Origin of the sequence: Streptomyces hesseae (assembly GCF_031845785.1) — a bacterium.
Taxonomy (GTDB): Bacteria; Actinomycetota; Actinomycetes; order Streptomycetales; family Streptomycetaceae; genus Streptomyces; species Streptomyces hesseae.
Genome location: NZ_JAVRFI010000003.1, coordinates 420,037 through 438,084 on the forward strand (window position 1 = coordinate 420,037; position 18,048 = coordinate 438,084).

The window sequence follows — 18,048 nt, forward strand, 5'->3', positions numbered from 1 at the left end:
GCACACGCGGAGAACGCGCGTCAGTCCAGCGGCTTGAACCCGCGGTGCAGCGCGACGACGCCGCCCGTCAGATCGCGCCACGCCACCTTCGACCAGCCGGCCTTCTGGAGCCGCGCGGCGAGCGCGGGCTGGTCGGGCCACTCGCGGATCGACTCGGCGAGGTAGACGTACGCGTCGGGGTTGCTGCACACCGTCCGGGCGATCGGCGGCAGGGCGCGCATCAGGTACTCGCTGTAGACCGTGCGGAACGGCGCCCAGGTGGGCTGGCTGAACTCGCAGATCACCACGCGCCCGCCCGGCTTGGTCACACGCAGCAGCTCGCGCATCGCGGTGTCGGTCTCCTGGACGTTGCGCAGCCCGAAGGAGATGGTCACGGCGTCGAAGACGTTGTCCGCGAAGGGCAGCTTCGTGGCGTCGCCCGCGGTCAGCGGCAGCCAGGGGTTGCGCTTCTTGCCCTCGCGCAGCATGCCGAGCGAGAAGTCGCACGGGACGACGTAGGCGCCGTCCATGGCGAACGGAAGCGATGACGTACCCGTACCGGCGGCGAGGTCGAGGACCTTCTGCCCCGGGCGGGCGTCGACGGCACGCGCCACGGCCTTGCGCCAGATCCGGGCCTGACCGAGCGAGATGACGTCGTTGGTCAGGTCGTACTTCGCCGCCACGTCGTCGAACATCGCGGCGACTTCGTGCGGCTGCTTGTCCAGGGATGCTCGGGTCACGGACCCATTCTTCACCACGGCCCCGGAGGACCTTGGACGGGGACGGCCGCCCCGGGAAGGACCGGCCGTCTCGCGGTGCCGATTGCGCTCGCTCCTGTGGGCCCGCCCCGAGAACCACCGGTCCCCCCACCCGCGGCCCCCTCGGCAACGGGTTTCCTACCGGTCATGCGCGTTCTCGCGGCCTGTCCGACGACCGGGCCCGCCACACCTTCGCACCGCGGGACGACCGAAGCGGCCGTCCCCGCGATCACCATCCTGCCGGGTGAAAGCGGTACGAACGGCTCCTCTTGATGCCGCCCTGACGTGCGGGGACGTGCTCCTTACGGATCACTGACGGGGGCGGCGCGCCGCGCTCGGAACCGCCCTCAGCGGCGCCGGTGCACCAAACGTCCCGCGAGCACCGTGGCGACGCACGTGCCCGCGCCGCGTTCGAGCAGCGCCGCCTCGTCCGGTACGTCGAAGACGGCGAGGTCGGCGCGACCGCCGACGGTCAGCGGGGACGCGACGGCGTCCGCCAGGGCCGCGACCCCGCGCAGCGGGTCGAGGTCCGGTTCGCCCGGCGTGGCGACGGGCAGCACCCGCAGGCCCGAGCGGGCGACCGCCGTGGAGAGCAACAGGCTGTCGAACGCCCCCGCCACCGCCGTCGTGCCGTGGCGCAGCATCTGCTGGAGACCGCGGCGGACGCTGCCGGACCACCGTGTGTCGTCCATTTCGAGCGCGGCCAGCCGGTCGCCGGTCAGGGGGCGCTCGCCCAGTTCGGCGTGCTCGCGCGGGTCCGGGTGGTAGGCGCGGGTCAGCAGGGCGGCCGCCCGCCGCTGCACGAGCCCCGGCGTGAGCACCCCCGGCCACCGCCGCACCCGCGCCCGCGGGTACGCCGCCGTGAGCTCCTCGTACGGGCCGAGCGCCGCGACCGTGTCGCCGTCGACGACCACCGCCCCGCCCGGCACGGGGGCCGTGCCGGGGACGGCGATCAGCAGGTCGGCCGCGTGGAGCGTCTGCAAGGCGTCAGCTCGCCTCGACGATCTTCAGCTCGGGGTGGGCCGTGCCGCCCTCGATCGCGGTCGAGGACAGGTGGGAGACGACGCGGTCGTCGACCGGGTCGTTCGCCGGGTCGTCGTGGACGAGCAGGTGCTCGTACGTCGTGGCGCGCTGCGCCGGGACGCGGCCCGCCTTGCGGATGAGATCGATGATCTCCATCCGGTTGGAGCGGTGCTTGGCGCCGGCCGAGGAGACCACGTTCTCCTCCAGCATGATCGAGCCGAGGTCGTCCGCGCCGTAGTGCAGCGACAGCTGGCCGACCTCCTTGCCCGTGGTCAGCCACGAGCCCTGGATGTGGGCGACGTTGTCGAGGAAGAGCCGCGCGATGGCGATCATGCGCAGGTACTCGAAGAGGGTCGCCTGCGTCCGGCCCTTCAGGTGGTTGTTCTCGGGCTGGTAGGTGTACGGGATGAAGGCGCGGAAGCCGCCCGTGCGGTCCTGGACGTCACGGATCATGCGCAGGTGCTCGATCCGCTCGGCGTTGGTCTCGCCGGTGCCCATCAGCATGGTGGAGGTCGACTCGACGCCCATGTTGTGGGCGATCTCCATGATCTCCAGCCAGCGCTCGCCCGACTCCTTCAGCGGCGCGATGGCCTTGCGCGGCCGCTCCGGCAGCAGCTCGGCGCCGGCACCCGCGAAGGAGTCCAGGCCGGCGGCGTGGATGCGGCGGATGGCCTCCTCGACGCTCACACCGGAGATCCGCGACATGTGATCCACCTCGGACGCGCCGAGGGAGTGGATGACGAGCTGCGGGAACTCCTTCTTGATCGCCGCGAAGTGCTCCTCGTAGTACTCCACGCCGTAGTCCGGGTGGTGGCCGCCCTGGAACATGATCTGGGTGCCGCCCAGCGCGACCGTCTCCGCGCACCGGCGCAGGATGTCGTCCATCGGGCGCGTCCAGACCTTCTCGCTCTTGGGCGGGGCGTAGAAGGCGCAGAACTTGCACGCGGTGACGCAGGCGTTGGTGTAGTTGATGTTGCGCTCGATGATGTACGTCGCGATGTGCTCGGTACCCGCGTAGCGCTTGCGGCGCACGGCGTCGGCTGCCGCGCCGAGGGCGTGCAGCGGAGCGGAGCGGTAGAGCTCGAGCGCCTCCTCCGGGGTGATCCGGCCGCCGGCTGCGGCGCGGTCGAGGACGGACTGAAGGTCGGCGTTCTCGGTCACCGGGCGTCCCTTCGGAGGGGGTATGCGAACTCGGGCCAGATTACGCGAGAGGGGCCGACGGGCCCCCGGCGGCCCGTCGTCAGCCGCCGCTGCGCTTCAACGTCGCCCTGACGTTGCCGCCCTTCGCGTCGTCGGAGGCGAAGGCGATGGTGCCGTCCGGGGCGAGGGTGTACGTCACGGCCGCGGTCTGGCCCGTGCAGCCGGGCCCGGGTGAGCCGTCGGTGCTCTCCTCCAGGGTGATCTTCCCGGTCGTGGCCGAGGTCAGTCGCGCCTTGCTGTGGCACTGGATGACGCCGAGGACGTCGTAGGTCGTACGGACCGCGTAGGCGGCCTTGGCGTTGTCGGTGATGACGCTGGTCATGGTGCCGTTGGGGGTGCCGTCGGACTGGACGACCTGGCCGGTCCATGTGCCGGCGAAGTCCGTGAGGACGGTGGCCGGTGCGGCGGGGCTTGCGCCGGCGGCGGGGGGCGCGGGCTTGCCCGCCGCGTCGCGGCCTCCCCCGCCCGTGCCGGGCAGCACGCCGAAGGCGAACAGGGCCGCGGTGGTGGCGACGGCCAGGGCGCCGACGACCGTCAGGGCGAGGGTGCAGCCTCTTCCCTTGCGGGTGCCGATGGATACGGCGGCGGACTTGGCGGTGACCGTGGGGGCGTGGGGGGAAGGAGCTCTTTCGGGGGCTCCGCCCCCGGGCCCCCGCTCCTCAAACGCCGGAGGGGCTGAGGCATCCAGGTCCAGCAGCTCCACCGCCTGCCTGCTCACCCGCTCCACCAGCGGGCCCGGTAGCCAGCCCGGGCGGATGAGGGCGGAGGCGCCGGGCGGGCCGGCGAGGTGGCGGGCGAGGTCGGCGGGGGTCGGGCGGGACGACGGGGGCTTGGCCAGGCAGGCCCGTACCAGCTCCCGTAGCTCGCCAGTCAGGGCCGGGCCCAGCACCGGTTCCTCGTGGACGACCTTGTAGAGGAGGGCGGCCGAGCTGTCGCCGGTGAAGGGTGGTTCGCCTGTGGCCGCGTAGGTGAGGACCGCGCCCAGGGAGAAGACGTCGGCGGCGCCCGTGACGTCCTTGCCCACGATCTGTTCGGGGGCCATATAGCCGGGCGAGCCGATGGAGACGCCGGTCGCGGTCAGGGACGCGGTGCCGTCCGTGGCGCGGGCGATGCCGAAGTCGATCAGGCGGGGGCCGTCGAGGGCGAGCAGCACGTTGGAGGGCTTGACGTCCCGGTGGACCAGGCCCAGCCCATGCACCGCCGCCAGCGCCTCCGCCAGGCCCGCACCGATCGCCCGGACCGCCGGCTCCGGCAGCGGGCCCACCTCGGCGACGGCCTCGGTCAGCGAGGGCCCGGCGACATAGCCGGTGGCCACCCATGGGACGGCGGCTTCCGGATCGGCGTCGAGCACGGGCGCCGTCCACGCGCCCCCGACTTTCCGGGCGGATTCCACTTCTCGCCGGAAACGCGCCCGGAATTGCGTGTCCTGGGCGAAATGCGGGTGCACGGCCTTGACGGCGACGGTACGGCCGCCGGCGCTCCGCCCCAGATACACCCGGCCCATACCGCCCGCCCCGAGGCGCCCCAGCAGCCGATATGCGCCTATGACCTGCGGGTCTTCCTCAGACAGCTGTTGCATCGGGACCTTTGCCTCCCCCTTGGGCGGGCCCTGCGGCCCCGATTTTCAGCCTATGACTCAATTCACGGGACGTCCGAGGAACCCCGGACCCTGGTTTGCCCATCAACTAGGACGGAACAAACCGTCATGTCCTTCGGGGCAGCAGCAGCATCCGGAGCGACGCGATGGCTCACTCACCCAACGGGGGCTACCGGCCCAACGGGGGATACCAACAGCAGGGCGGCGGCTACCCCCAGCAGGGTGGCGGCGGCTACGGCCAGCAGGGCGGCTACCCCCAGCAGGGTGGTGGCTACGGCCAGGACCGCGGCTACCAGCAGCAGGGTGGCGGCTACCGTCAGCAGGGCGGCCAGGGCAACTACCCGCCGGCCGACGGCTACGGCCCCTACAACGGCCAGGACGGCCGGGACGACCAGTACGGCGGTCAGTACGACGACCAGTACGACGGTTCGTACCAGTCGCAGGGCCGGCAGCGTGCCTCCCGCGCCAAGTTCTGGACGATCGTCGTGGCGTCCATAGCCATAGTCGGCCTGATCACCGGTGGCGTGCTGAAGTACATGGAGATCGGCCCGTTCTCCAAGAAGGGCGAGCCCGTCAGCTTCGGCGCGGGCGCCGACAAGAACGGCGGCCAGGCCGGCGGCGCCAGCGGTGATTCCGGTGACTCCAAGACGCTGATGCCGACGGGCCCGGAGGCGAAGTTCAAGAACGCGAACTCGCTGAGCGACGGCACCGAGATCGGCGTCGTGACCATCACGGGCAAGAAGTCCGGCTTCACGGGCAAGGTCTGGGTCTGGGCGCCCAAGCAGTACAAGGACCCCAAGTACGCCAAGAGCGGCTTCCCGGTCCTGATCGCGCTGCCCGGTGGCCCCGGCTACCCGAACAACTACTGGATGGGCACCGACCTCGGTCTGGAGTCCAACATCGCCAAGTGGGCGGACGAGGGCAAGAGCAAGCCGTTCCTGCTGGCCATGCCCGTCCTCAACCCGGACGAGAAGTACTACTACGACGGTAGTGACATCCCCGGCCAGGCCAAGATGGGCACCTGGCTCACCGAGGACGTCCCGGAGCTCATGAAGGAGAACTTCCGCACGCTGAAGTCGCGTGACGGCTGGGCGTTCATGGGCTCCTCCTCCGGTGGCTTCGCCGGCTTCAAGGCCGTCATGAAGCACCCGGACAAGTTCAAGGCCGTCATCGCCTCCGGCCCGGACATCGTCCCGGACTCCCCGCTGTGGAAGGGCCACGACGCCGAGAAGCGGGAGAACAACCCCGAGGTCCTCTCCCAGCGGCTGATCGACACCAAGTCCAAGAACGACGTCTACATCGCGTTCCAGTACGGAACGCTGGAGGCCGCCATCACACGGCAGGGCGTCGACAAATACATCGCCGCCTATGGCAACAAGGGCCCCATCCACACCCATCTCGAGGTCATCCAAGGCGGCAAGCACGACGCCAAGACCTACGTGAAGGGCATGGGCAACAGCAGCATCCAGTGGATCAGTGAACAGATGGAGGGGCCGACGCCCTCCTCCTGAGCCGCCCCTGCCGGGCCCCGGTGGTTCCACGGGGCCCGGTGAGCAGTGATGTGAAGCCCTGATTCCTCTCCGGAGGGGTCAGGGCTTCAGCAGTTCCACCAGGACGTCGGCCGGGAAGCCGGTCGTCGGGCCGGTGCGGCGGGCGAACTCCGACACACCCGCCAGCTGGTCCGGGCCGAAGCGGAAGTCCAGCGTGGTGAAGTAGCGCTCCAGCAGCTCGGCGTCGAAGGACTCCCAGCGGGCGGCCTGCTCGGCGACCTTGCCGACCTCCTCCAGCGAGACATCACGGGAGGCCAGGAAGGCCTGGTGCACCTGGGCGACGAGCTCCGGCTCCCGGGCCAGGTAGTCCTTGCGGGCGGCCCAGACGGCGAAGACGAACGGCAGGCCCGTCCACTCCTTCCACATCGTCCCCAGGTCGTGGACCTCCAGCCCCAGCTTCGGCGCGTCGTGCAGCGAGGCCCGCAGGGCGGCGTCGCCGATCAGGACGGCCGCGTCGGCCTCCTGCATCATCGCGCCGAGGTCCGGCGGGCAGGTGTAGTACTCCGGCGCCACGCCGTAGCGCTCGGCGAGCAGCAGCTGGGCGAGGCGGACCGAGGTGCGCGAGGTGGAGCCGAGGGCGACCCGGGCCCCGTCCAGCCGGTCCAGGGGCAGCTGGGAGACGATGACGCAGGACATGACGGGGCCGTCGCAGCCGACCGCGATGTCGGACAGCGCGACCAGGTCGTCGGCGTTTCTCAGGAACTCGACGAGCGTGACCGGAGCGATGTCCAGCTCCCCGGCGATCAGCTGCTGGCTGAGCTTGTCGGGGGTGTCCTTGGTCAGGTCCAGGTCCAGCAGCGTGCCGGTGCGGGCGAGCCCCCAGTAGAGGGGCAGACAGTTGAGGAACTGGATGTGGCCGACACGCGGACGGCTGCGCGGCCGCTCCGGCGCGTCGACGGCGGTCGCTACATCTGAGGCTGAATTGTCCACATCCGGAGGCTAGCCCCGCCTCCCCCGGGCCGCCGGGCCGGGGTGCCGCTACAGGTGCCCGACAGGCGATCTTTTCCGCCCGCAAGGGCCGGAAAACCCGCCGTAGGCGTGATCTTCAACTCCTTCCCCGAGAGAACGTCTGCGTGCTAGGCTCGCCGCAAGTTGCAGTTTGGTTTCCCTTGCAGTACAGAGCCTGCGGAGCATGTGACCCCGCAGGCTTTTGTAGTTTTCAGACTTCTCGCAGGTTCTGGAGCAGGGCAACCCTTTGGCCCAAGGAGGGCTTATGGCTACCGGAACCGTGAAGTGGTTCAACGCTGAAAAGGGCTTTGGCTTCATCGCCCAGGACGGCGGGGGCCCCGACGTCTTTGTCCACTACTCCGCGATCAACGCCGCTGGCTTCCGCTCCCTCGAGGAGAACCAGCAGGTCACCTTCGACGTCACGCAGGGCCCCAAGGGTCCGCAGGCGGAGAACGTCACCCCGGCGTGATTCTCCGATCCCCGGTTCTCCGGGGATCACCTAAGGAGCCCTGCCTTCCGCTTCGGCGGAGGGCGGGGCTCCTGCCTTTTCAGGCCAAGGGGTGGATCGATGGCCCGTTCACAAGGTTTTTATACGGGCACCTCGGAGGGGCGCATCGGAGCGGACTTCCGCCGCCAATACCTTCACTCACTCGCGTCACTTATTTCACTTTCGAACTTGCCTTCGTACTCACCTTCGTACAGCGCCTCGATTTCCCCGGCATAGCGCTCCGTGACCGCCGTCCGGCGGAGTTTCAAGGTCGGCGTCAGGGTGCCGCTCTCCACACCGAAGTCCCCGGCCAGGATCGTGAACGCCCGTATCCGGGCGGGACGCGACACCCGCTCGTTGGCCACCGCCACCGCCTCCTCGCACAGCCGCCGCACCGCCGGGTGCCGGGCAGGCCCTCCGGCATCGAAAACCACCCCCTCGCGAGCTGCCCAGGCCGTGATCTCCGCTGTGTCGAGGGTGAGCAGCGCCACCGGGTACGGCCGGCGGTCGCCGATCATCACCGCGCGGGAGATCCAGCGGGACTGCTGGGCGGCGAACTCCCACAGCGAGGGCGTCAGGTTCTTGCCACTGGACGTGATGATCAGGTCCTTCTTGCGGCCGGTGATCCGGAGGTAGCCCTCCGCGTCCAGGGTGCCGATGTCACCGGTGCGCAGCCAGCCGTCCGCGCCGACGGTCCCGGCGGTGGCGGCCGGGTTGCCGTGGTAGCCGGCGAAGACGCCCGGGCCCCGGGCCAGCACCTCCCCGTCCTCCGCGATCCGCACCTCGCAGCCGGCGATGGCCTGCCCGACCGTGCCGGGGCGCACGGCCCCCGGGTGGTTGACGGTGATCACGCCGGAGGCCTCGGTCATGCCGTAGCCCTCGTAGACGGCGATGCCGCAGGCGCGCAGGAAGTCCAGCGTCTGCGGAGCGATGGGCGCGGCCCCCGTGAGGGCCCAGCGCAGCCTGCCGCCGAAGACCGCCCGCGTGGGGGCGAAGACGCGTCTGTCGGCCGTCTCCCAGGCGGTGCGCAGCGCCTCCGTCGGTTCCTCGCCCCGCTCGCGGAGCCCAGCCATCTCCAGACCGACGCGGACGGCCGCCTCCAGGCGGGCCCGGCCCTCGGGGCCGTGCGCCTCGGCCTGGGAGACGGCAGCGGCGTGCACCTTCTCGAACAGCCGGGGCACGGAGGGCAGGTGGGTGGGCCGGACCTCGGCGAGTTCGGCGACGACGTTCTCGACCCGGCCGCCGAAGTAGCAGAGCGCGCCGCCCCGGCGGAGGGCGGTCAGCTGGATGAGCTGGCCGAGGATGTGGGCGAGCGGCAGATAGAGATAGGTGGTGTCGCCGGGGCCGGCGCCGGTGAGGTCGGCGGTGGCGTCCTGGTTGGTGACGAGATTGGTGTGGGTGAGGCGACAGCCCTTGGGGAGGCCGGTGGTGCCGGAGGTGTAGACGATGGTGCACAGGTCGTCGCCCTTGCGCGCGGCGGCGCGCGAGAGCAGCTCGGTCAGGGGCGTGTCGGCGGGCAGCGCGGCGAGGAGGTGGGTGCCGGCGGGGCGGCCGGTGGGGTCGCCGTCCATCAGCACCAGGTGGCGCAGCTCGGGCAGTTTGTCGCGGACGGCCGTCACGCGGGCCGCCTGGGCGGCGTTCTCACAGATGACGACGGAGGCGCCGGAGTCGCCCAGCACCCAGGCCAGTTCCTCCTGCCCGGCCGTGGGATAGACGGGCACGACGACCGCTCCCGCGGCCAGCGCGGCGAACTGGGCGTGGGTCCACTCCGGGCGGGTCTCCGCCAGGATCGCCACCCGGTCGTCGGGGCGCACCCCGAGCCCGATCAGGCCCCGGCCGAGGGTGCGTACGGTCTCGCGCAGCTCCTCGTGGCTCGTCTCCGCCCAGCCGTCGCCGCGGCGGAAGCGCAGTGCGGGCAGGCCTCCGTACCGCTCCGCCGTCCATTCGGTGAACTCGGCGAAAGTATCGGGACGTTGCTGCGGCATGGGGCCTCCCGGACCGGCGAACGAACAGAACGATCAGAACGAACAGATGGACGCATAGGGAACGTGCGAACAGAACCCTGCGTACCGATGTACCCAGTCGGCATGGTCCACCCCACCCGCCCCCGCCGGGATGACCGGAATCGTCGGCCCCACTGACCCTGGCGTTCAAGGGAGTTACCGTGCGGTGCATGAGCAGCCGGACGATCACCGTGCACCAGGTGCGGGCCGCGCTCGGCGGGGCGCGGCGGCTGGGTCTCGACAGCGTGCCGCTGCTCCAGCGGGCCGGGATTCCGCCGCTGACGCTGGGCGACGAGCGGGCGCGGGTGACCGCCGAACAGTTCGCGCTGCTGGTCCGCGCGGTGCAGCGGGCCACGGGGGACGAGTTCATGGGGCTGGGCACGGTGCCCAGCAGACCCGGGACCTTCGCCATGATGTGCTACGCCAGCATCGGCTGCCGGGACCTGGGCACGGCCCTGGAGCGGGCCGTGCGGTTCTACGGGCTCTTCCCCGGCGGCCCGCACCTCGCGCTCGAACGCTGCGGGGAGGAGGCGGAGTTCGCCGTTCTCAACGATCTGCGCGACCACGCCGAGGGGCGGTTCCTGGCCGAATGCGTGCTGGTCATCTGGCACCGGCTGGCGAGCTGGCTGATCGGGCGGCGGATCCCCTTGCGCCGGGTCCGCTTCGACTGCCCGCCGCCGCCCCACGCGGGCGAGTACGGGACGGTCTTCGGCTGCCCGGTGGGGTTCGGCCCGGGGCGGACGTTCCGGGCGGGCGCCCGGTTCGACGCCCGGTGGCTGGCGGCGGCGCCGGTGCGGGACGAGGCGGCGCTGGAGGAGCTGCTGCGCGGGGCGCCCGCCGCGCTCATCGGCCGCCACGAGTACGGCACGACGGTGGCCGAGCAGGTGCGGCGGACGTTCACGCGCGCCCTGCGCGAGGGCCGCCCGGCCCGGCTGCCGGAGCTCGACCGGCTGGCGGCCCGGCTGGCGGTGAGCCCGGCGACGCTGCGGCGCCGGCTGCGGGAGGAGGGCACCTCGTACCGGCGGCTGAAGGACCAGGTGCGGCGGGAGGCGGCGCTGGCCGGGCTGGCGGGGAGCCGGGAGTCGATCGTGGAGCTGGCGGCCCGGCTGGGGTTCTCGGAGGACGCCGCCTTCCACCGGGCGTTCCGCCGCTGGACGGGGACGACGCCGGGGGCGTACCGGCGCGGCCAGGAAAGCTGAGCGTTCCGGTCAGCGCCGCCCTACCGGCGGGTCACTACGGTCACCACCCGGCAGCTGTCTCACGACAGTCGCCTCACGACAGCTGATCACGACAGTGGGGAGAGCCGCATGCACCTGCGCAGAACGGCCCTCGCGGCGGTCGCCGCGCTGGCCGTCACATTCGGCCTGTCGGGCGGCGCCTCGGCGGCCGGCGGGACGGACACGGGGTCCCCCGGCGACATCGTCGGCGCCGCCCCGACCTCCTTCCATCCGCTCCCGGGCCAGCCCACGAACACCCGGGCGTGGCACGTCACTTACCGCTCCACCACGGCCAGAGGCACCCCGAACGTCGTCTCCGGCACCGTGATCGTCCCCCAGGACGGCCGCACCGGCCCCCGCCCGCTGATCACCTACGCCGTGGGCACCGTGGGGATCGCCGACCAGTGCGCCCCCTCGGCGGGCTTCCCGCGCGGCACCACGCTGGAGGCCAACCTCATCCAGCTGCTCACCGCCCGCGGCTGGGCCGTCGCCGTCACCGACTACGAGGGCCTGGGCACCCCCGGCGACCACACCTACACCGTCGGGCGCGCCGAGGGCCACGCCGTCCTCGACGCCGCGCGCGCCGCGCTGCGGCTGCCGCAGGCGGGGCTGGGCCCGGACACGCCCGTCGGCATCATGGGCTACTCCCAGGGCGGCCAGGCCGGCAGCTGGGCGGCGGAGCTCCACGACTCGTACGCGCCCGAACTCGACGTCCGCGGCACGGCGACGGGCGGCGTGCCCGCCGATCTGCTGAAGACGGCCGACTTCAACAACGGCGGCGTCGGGGCCGGCCTCGTCCTGATGGCCGCGGTCGGCCAGAACGCGGCGTTCCCGGAGCTGAGGCTCGACTCCTACCTCAACGACAAGGGGCGCGCGTACGTCGACTTCCTGAAGTCGCACTGCGTGGTGATCGACGTCGCGGCGGGGCTCTTCAAGCGGATCGGGGACGTGACGGTGCGGAATCCGCTGTACGAGGCGGACTGGCAACGGGTGCTGCGGGCGTCGGCGCTGGGCACGCACGCGCCCGATCACCCCGTGTACCTCTATCACGGGGTGATCGACGAGTTGATCCCGTACGAGGTGGGGCAGCGACTGCGGGCGGACTGGTGCGCCAAGGGCGCGACGGTGCAGTGGAAGTCGCTGCCGTTGGCTGAGCACGTCGCCGGGGTCATCGCGGAGTCGATACCCGCTGCGAACTGGTTGGCGGAGCGGTTCGCCGGACGGCCGGTGCGGGGCAACTGCTAGGGGGTTGTGCCCGGACGGGCTGACTTTGTCAGCCCGTCCGGCGCCGGGGCACCCTCACCGCTCGTACAGCGCCGCGATCTCCGCCGCGAAGTCCCGTGCGATCACTTCCCGCTTGAGTTTCAGCGACGGCGTCAGATACCCCGCCTCCACCGAGAACTCCACCGGCAGCACCGCGAACCGGCGGATCGACTCCGCCCGCGATACATACCCGTTCGCCTCCTCCACCGCCTCCCCCAGCTCCGCCCGGAGCGCCTCGTCGTGGACGAGCTCGTGCACCGGCACGTCGTCCAGTCCCCGCATCCGGGCCCAGTGGTCGAGGCCGTCGTGGTCGAGGGTGATCAGTGCCGTGACGTAGGGGCGGTTGTCGCCGATGACGATGCACTGGTCGACCAGGGGGTGGGCGCGGACGCGGTCCTCCAGGGGCGCCGGGGCGACGTTCTTGCCCCCGGACGTGACGATGAGTTCCTTCTTCCGGCCGGTGATCGTGAGGTAGCCCTCGGGGTCCAGCGCGCCGAGGTCGCCGGTGGCGAACCACTCGTCCGCTCCGGACGCCGGGACCGCCTCCGCCTTCTCCGCGTCCCAGTAGCCGGCGAAGACGTGGGCCCCGCGCAGCAGGATCTCGCCGTCGGCGGCGATGCGGACGCCGCCGCCGGGCAGGGGCCAGCCGACGGTGCCGGGGCGGGGGCGCAGGGGTGGGGTGAGGGTGGCGGCGGCGGTGGTCTCGGTGAGGCCGTAGCCCTCGAAGATCCCGATGCCGGCGCCGGAGTAGAAGGCGGTGAGCCGGGTGCCCAGGGGTGAGCCGCCGCTGATGACGTAGCGGACGCGGCCGCCGAGTGCGGCCCGGATCCGGCGGTAGACGAGCGGGTCGTAGAGGGCGTGGGCGGCGCGCAGGCGCGGCGTCGGGCCGGGGCCGGTGCGGGAGCGCGCGGCGGCGGTGGCCTCGGCGTGGTCGCGGGCCACGGCGGCCGCGCGGTCGAAGGTGTCGGCGCGGCCGAGCCGTTCCGCCGTCGCCCGGCCGGTGTTGTAGATCTTCTCCAGGACGTAGGGGATGGCGAGGAGGAACGTCGGCCGGAATCCGGCCAGGTCGGAGCGGAGTTCGTCGCCGCGGAAGGAGTCGGTGTGGCCCAGGCGCACCCGGGCGCGGAGGCAGCCGACGGCGACCATGCGGCCGAGGACGTGGGAGAGCGGCAGGAAGAGGAGCGTGGAGGGGGCCTCCTTAGTGACGGAGGCGAAGACGGGGTGGAGCAGCGCGATCGCGTTGTCGACCTCGGCGAAGAAGTTGGCGTGGGTGAGGACGCAGCCTTTGGGGCGGCCGGTGGTGCCGGAGGTGTAGATGAGGGTGGCGATGTCCTCGGGGGTGCGGGTGGCCCGGCGTTCGGTGACGACCTGGTCGGGCAGGGCCCGTCCGGCGGCGATGAAGCGGGCCACGGCTCCGGTGTCGAGCTGCCAGACGTGGGCGAGGGCGGGTAAGTCCGGGCGGGCGGCGGCGACCAGCTTCAGCTGTTCGGGGGTCTCGACGACGCACGCGGTGGCGCCGGAGTCCGCCAGGATCCAGCGGACCTGGTGGCCGGAGGAGGTGGGGTAGACGGGGACGGTGACCAGTCCGGCGGCCCAGGCGGCGAAGTCCAGGAGCGTCCACTCGTAGCGGGTGCGGGCCATGATGGCGAGCCGGTCGCCGGGCCGCAGCCCGTGGGCGACGAGGCCCTTGGCGACGCCGCGCACCTCGGCGGCGAAGCGGGCGGCGGTGATGTCGCGCCAGAGGGCGCGGCCGGGGCCGGGTTCCCTGCGGCTGACGGCGACGGCCTGGGGATCCTCGGCCGCGTTGTCGAAGGGCAGGTCGCCGAGCGTGCCGTGGTGGACGCGCGGGGCGAGGGCGGGGACGGCCGCCTCGCGGACGGTCCCGGCGACGGCGGTCGTACGGGGCGGGACGAGCGGCGGGGGCGCGGCGGCGCCGGGCGTTACGGGCACGTGCGGCTCCTGTTCGGGACGGCAGGCGAACGACAGGCGAAACCGGCAGGCGAGCAGGCGACATTACTCGGCAGTAGATGCCTGGCCGTAAAGGTACGCCTGCGGGCCCCCGCCGACCACCCCCTCTCCGGTCCTTACGGCCGGGTGGCGTGCGTCCAGCGCCGTCCGGCCCTGAGGTTCTCCAGCCCCACCCAGGCGACGTTCATCAGCGTCGCCGCGGTCTCCTTCGCCGAGGGGACGGCGCCCGTACGGGTGTTGGCCCACCCCGCGAGCGACTCGGCGGCGCCCACCAGCGCGTGCGCCAGCCCGGAGGCCTCGTGTCCGGCGAGGGCGGCGCGACCGTCCCCGTCCGCGCCCTCGGCGGCGGTGGCGGCGATGAGCCGGGTGACGAGGTCGACCATCTCCTGGCGCAGCTCTCCCACCACGGGCGCGAACGGCTCCCCGTTCGTCCGGGCCTGGCAGCTGAGCACCGACCAGCCGTCGGGGTGCTCGGCGGTGTGGGCGAAGAAGGCGCGCAGCCCGTTCCACAACCGGTCGTCGGCGGAGGCGCCGGGCTCGATCGCGGCCCGCACCGAGGCCATCAGGGCGGCGGCCTCACGGCGGACGCAGGCGCCGAAGAGGGATTCCTTCGAGTTCAGATACAGATAGACCAGCGGCTTGGAGGCCCCGGCCAGTTCGGCGATCTCGTCCATGGACGCGGCGCGGTAGCCGCGCCGGGCGAAGACCTCCACGGCGGCGTCGAGCATCTGCCGTTCGCGCACCTCCCGCGGCATCCGCCGGATCTTCCCGGTGCCGCGCTTGCGCCCGGGGGCCGGCTCCGGTGGCGGCGCCCCGCCCCCCGATCCGGCGGCGCCGTCCCGTGTGGTGCTCTCCGCGGTCCTTGCGACCTGTGCGTTACTCACGACCGTCACGACAAAAAATCCCTCCCCCCCGTCACACTACCGGCAGGTAATATCACGGGGAGGAGGGACGTCAAGGGCCGGGAACGAGCCTCCGGGGGCCGGATGGCCCTTTCTTACCGGTCCGTCAGGCCGCGACGGGCGCGGTGCGCACCTCGGCGACGGGCTCGTCCTCCAGGTGGGAGCCGTCGGCCGTGTCGTAGGCGGCGCGGTCCAGGATCTTCTCCCGGGAGGCGACGATGATCGGGATTACCGATTGGCCGGCGACGTTCGTCGCGGTGCGCATCATGTCCACGATCGGGTCGATGGCCAGCAGCAGGCCCACGCCCGCCATCGGCAGGCCCAGCGTCGAGAGCGTCAGCGTGAGCATCACGGTGGCGCCGGTGAGGCCGGCGGTCGCGGCCGAGCCGATGACGGAGACGAAGGCGATCAGGATGTAGTCCTTGACCTCCAGCGGCACGTCGAAGACCTGGGCGACGAAGATCGCGGCGATGGCCGGGTAGATCGAGGCGCAGCCGTCCATCTTGGTCGTCGAGCCGAAGGGCACCGCGAAGGACGCGTACTCCTTGGGCACGCCGAGACGTTCGGTGACCTTCTGGGTCAGCGGCATGGTGCCGACGGAGGAGCGGGAGACGAAGGCCAGCTGGATCGCGGGCCAGGCGCCCTTGAAGAAGCGCAGCGGGTTGACCTTGGCGACGCCCGCGAGGAGCAGCGGGTAGACGCCGAACAGCACGATGGCGCAGCCGACATAGATGTCGACGGTGAACGTCGCGTACTTGCTGAGCAGGCCCCAGCCGTACGTCGAGATGGCGGTGCCGACCAGGCCGACCGTGCCCAGCGGGGCGAGCTTGATGACCCACCACAGGGCCTTCTGGAGCAGTTCCAGCACGGAGTGGCTGAAGGTGAGGACGGGCTGGGCCTTCTCACCGGTCTTCAGGATCGCGATGCCGACGACCACGGCCATGAAGACGATCTGGAGGACCTTGAGCTGGGTGAAGGGCGTGACGATGTCGGTGGGGATGATGCCGGTGAGGAAGTCGAGCCAGGAGCCGTGCTTCTTGGGCTCGGCGCCGTCGGCGGCGGTGAGGCCGGTGCCGGCGCCCGGGTCCGTGAGCAGGCCGATCGCCAGGCCGATGACGACCGCGATCAGCGACGTGATCATGAACCACATCAGGGTGCGGGTGGCCAGCCGGGCGGCGTTGGAGACGTTTCGCAGATTGGTGATCGAGACCAGGATCGCGAAGAACACCAGCGGCGCGATGACCAGCATCAGCAGCTGGACGAAGATGTCGCCGACCTTGCCCAGCGTGGTGCCGAGCCAGCCGATGTCACCGCTCTTGGCGGCCCAGCCGAGCAGGGCGCCCAGCACGAGGCCGAGGAGGATCTGGGCCCAGAAGGGCACGTTGAGGATGCGGGATATGCGCCCGCGCGGGGCGGCCGCCGTGGGGGACGGTGACGTCGACATGCCGAGCACCCTAACACTCATGCTTTGAGCAACCCAAAGAACTTCTTTGAGGCGCGCATGGACACACATGGGCGCACGCAGCGCAAAACGCGCCTGCGCCCTGCGCTGGAGCGGGAGTTCCAGGGCAGGGCGCAGGCGCGCGTATGTCGTATATGTGAGGAGTGTTACTGAGCCGCGTCCTCCTGGCCCGCGTTCTCGGCCATCCTGGCCTTCGCGCGGTCCACACGGTCCACGATCTGCACGGACATGGCGTCCCGCTGCTTACGCAGCAGGACCCAGCTCAGCGGCGCGGAGAGAATCAGGGCGAGCAGGATCATCCAGACCAGGTTGGAGTCGCCGACCCCGAGCGGGATGACGTGCGCGTAGCACAGCCCCCAGACCACGGCGAAGCAGGCGACCAGCAGGCCGAGCCGCAGGGCGGTGTAGCGGAGCGACGCGAACTTCTGGCTACTCACGGACGGGACCTTCTTCTCGACGACAACCGAAGTGGCAGGTTCCAGTACAGCACGCCCAGAAGTGGATCTCAGAGCCGCATCGGCTGCGGCGACTCCCGCAGCGAGGCGTCCGGGCCCGGGTACTCGCGGATGGTCTCGTAACGGGTGTTGCGCTCCACCGGGCGGAAGCCGGCGTCGCGGATCAGCTCCAGCAGATCGTCACGGGTGAGCTTGTTCGGCGTGCCGTAGTTGTCGGCGTCGTGAGTGATCTTGTACTCGACGACCGAGCCGTCCATGTCGTCCGCGCCGTGCTGGAGCGCGAGCTGGGCGGTCTGCACACCGTGCATCACCCAGAAGACCTTGACGTGCGGGACGTTGTCGAACAGCAGCCGGGAGACGGCGAAGGTCTTCAGCGCCTCGGCGCCCGTCGCCATCGAGGTCCGCGCCTGGAGCCGGTTGCGGATCTTGCCGTCCTTCATGTCCACGAAGTCATGCTGGTAGCGCAGCGGGATGAAGACGTGGAAGCCACCGGTCTCGTCCTGGAGCTCACGCAGGCGCAGCACGTGGTCCACGCGGTGGCGCGGCTCCTCGATGTGCCCGTAGAGCATCGTCGCCGGGCCCTTGAGGCCCTTGGAGTGGGCGAGGCGGTGAATGCGCGACCAGTCCTCCCAGTGGGTGTCGTGGTCGACGATGTGCTGCCGCACCTCCCAGTCGAAGATCTCCGCGCCACCGCCGGTCAGCGACTCCAGACCGGCGTCGATCAGCTCGTCGAGGATCTCGTCGGCGGGCAGCCCGGAGATCTTCTCAAAGTGCTGGATCTCGGTGGCGGTGAAGGCCTTCAGGGAGACGTTCGGCAGCGCCTCCTTGAGCGCGCGCAGCGAGCGCGGGTAGTAGCGCCAGGGCAGCGTGGGGTGGAGGCCGTTGACGATGTGCAGCTCGGTGAGGTTCTCGCTCTCCATGGCCTTGGCCAGGCGGACGGCCTCCTCGATGCGCATCGTGTACGCGTCCTTCTCGCCCGGCTTGCGCTGGAACGAGCAGTACGCGCACGACGCCGTGCACACGTTGGTCATATTGAGGTGGCGGTTGACGTTGAAGTGGACGACGTCGCCGTTCTTCTGCGTCCGGACGTGGTGGGCGAGCCCGCCCAGCCAGGCCAGGTCGTCGGACTCGTAGAGGGCGATGCCGTCCTCGCGGGTGAGCCGCTCGCCCGCGTAGACCTTCTCCTCGAGCTCACGCTTGAGTCCGGTGTCCATGCGTACGCCCTCTCCGATACTT

At 71.3% G+C, this 18,048-nt stretch carries 15 protein-coding genes; 4 read left to right on the forward strand and 11 right to left on the reverse strand.

Going from position 1 to position 18,048, the window contains the following annotated elements:
• Positions 1–20: 20 nt before the first annotated feature.
• The 4 genes from RM609_RS07890 to RM609_RS07905 form a co-directional block, all read right to left on the reverse strand.
• Positions 21–719 carry a demethylmenaquinone methyltransferase gene (locus RM609_RS07890; protein WP_311609053.1) on the reverse strand — a complete coding sequence of 233 codons (699 nt, stop codon included), beginning with the start codon at positions 717–719 and terminating at the stop codon, positions 21–23.
• 365 nt (positions 720–1,084) lie between these two features.
• Positions 1,085–1,720, reverse strand: coding sequence for an amidohydrolase family protein (locus RM609_RS07895; RefSeq protein WP_311609054.1), 636 nt, complete (start codon positions 1,718–1,720; stop codon positions 1,085–1,087).
• 4 nt (positions 1,721–1,724) lie between these two features.
• Positions 1,725–2,921: a cyclic dehypoxanthinyl futalosine synthase gene (mqnC, locus tag RM609_RS07900; RefSeq protein WP_311609056.1), complete on the reverse strand. Its 1,197-nt coding sequence runs from the start codon at positions 2,919–2,921 to the stop codon at positions 1,725–1,727.
• Positions 2,922–3,000: 79 nt separating this feature from the next.
• A complete protein-coding gene (locus RM609_RS07905; protein WP_311609059.1) occupies positions 3,001–4,539 on the reverse strand; it encodes a serine/threonine-protein kinase in 1,539 nt (512 codons plus the stop codon).
• A gap of 164 nt (positions 4,540–4,703) precedes the next feature.
• On the opposite strand from RM609_RS07905, the gene RM609_RS07910 reads away from it, so the two are divergent.
• Entirely contained in the window at positions 4,704–6,068 is a 1,365-nt protein-coding gene (locus RM609_RS07910) for an alpha/beta hydrolase (protein ID WP_311609060.1), read from the forward strand.
• A 78-nt stretch (positions 6,069–6,146) separates the two neighbouring features.
• Here the strand turns inward: RM609_RS07910 and RM609_RS07915 are convergent, their stop codons facing one another.
• On the reverse strand, positions 6,147–7,037 hold the full coding sequence (locus tag RM609_RS07915) for a menaquinone biosynthetic enzyme MqnA/MqnD family protein (protein WP_311609062.1): 891 nt from the start codon (positions 7,035–7,037) through the stop codon (positions 6,147–6,149).
• A gap of 283 nt (positions 7,038–7,320) precedes the next feature.
• Here RM609_RS07915 and RM609_RS07920 point away from each other — a divergent pair, with 283 nt between their 5' ends.
• Positions 7,321–7,524, forward strand: a complete 204-nt coding sequence (locus RM609_RS07920; RefSeq protein WP_030067036.1) for a cold-shock protein — start codon at positions 7,321–7,323, stop codon at positions 7,522–7,524.
• Positions 7,525–7,697: 173 nt separating this feature from the next.
• On the opposite strand, the gene RM609_RS07925 is transcribed toward RM609_RS07920, so the two are convergent.
• Positions 7,698–9,527, reverse strand: a complete 1,830-nt coding sequence (locus RM609_RS07925; protein WP_311609065.1) for an AMP-dependent synthetase/ligase — start codon at positions 9,525–9,527, stop codon at positions 7,698–7,700.
• 188 nt (positions 9,528–9,715) lie between these two features.
• On the opposite strand from RM609_RS07925, the gene RM609_RS07930 reads away from it, so the two are divergent.
• Positions 9,716–10,744 carry an AraC family transcriptional regulator gene (locus RM609_RS07930; RefSeq protein ID WP_311609066.1) on the forward strand — a complete coding sequence of 343 codons (1,029 nt, stop codon included), beginning with the start codon at positions 9,716–9,718 and terminating at the stop codon, positions 10,742–10,744.
• Between the two features lie 108 nt (positions 10,745–10,852).
• Complete coding sequence (locus RM609_RS07935; RefSeq protein ID WP_311609067.1) at positions 10,853–12,007, forward strand: lipase family protein; 1,155 nt, start codon at positions 10,853–10,855, stop codon at positions 12,005–12,007.
• Positions 12,008–12,061: 54 nt separating this feature from the next.
• On the opposite strand, the gene RM609_RS07940 is transcribed toward RM609_RS07935, so the two are convergent.
• From RM609_RS07940 to mqnE, 5 genes are all read right to left on the reverse strand, one after another.
• Positions 12,062–13,975 (reverse strand): AMP-dependent synthetase/ligase, encoded by a 1,914-nt coding sequence (locus tag RM609_RS07940; protein WP_311609069.1) that lies wholly within the window; start codon positions 13,973–13,975, stop codon positions 12,062–12,064.
• Between the two features lie 134 nt (positions 13,976–14,109).
• Positions 14,110–14,748: a TetR/AcrR family transcriptional regulator gene (locus tag RM609_RS07945; protein ID WP_311609161.1), complete on the reverse strand. Its 639-nt coding sequence runs from the start codon at positions 14,746–14,748 to the stop codon at positions 14,110–14,112.
• 253 nt (positions 14,749–15,001) lie between these two features.
• Positions 15,002–16,339 (reverse strand): dicarboxylate/amino acid:cation symporter, encoded by a 1,338-nt coding sequence (locus RM609_RS07950; RefSeq protein WP_311609070.1) that lies wholly within the window; start codon positions 16,337–16,339, stop codon positions 15,002–15,004.
• A 164-nt stretch (positions 16,340–16,503) separates the two neighbouring features.
• Positions 16,504–16,794, reverse strand: a complete 291-nt coding sequence (locus tag RM609_RS07955) for a DUF4229 domain-containing protein (protein WP_311609071.1) — start codon at positions 16,792–16,794, stop codon at positions 16,504–16,506.
• 68 nt (positions 16,795–16,862) lie between these two features.
• Positions 16,863–18,026 carry an aminofutalosine synthase MqnE gene (mqnE, locus tag RM609_RS07960; RefSeq protein WP_311609073.1) on the reverse strand — a complete coding sequence of 388 codons (1,164 nt, stop codon included), beginning with the start codon at positions 18,024–18,026 and terminating at the stop codon, positions 16,863–16,865.
• Positions 18,027–18,048 lie beyond the last annotated feature (22 nt).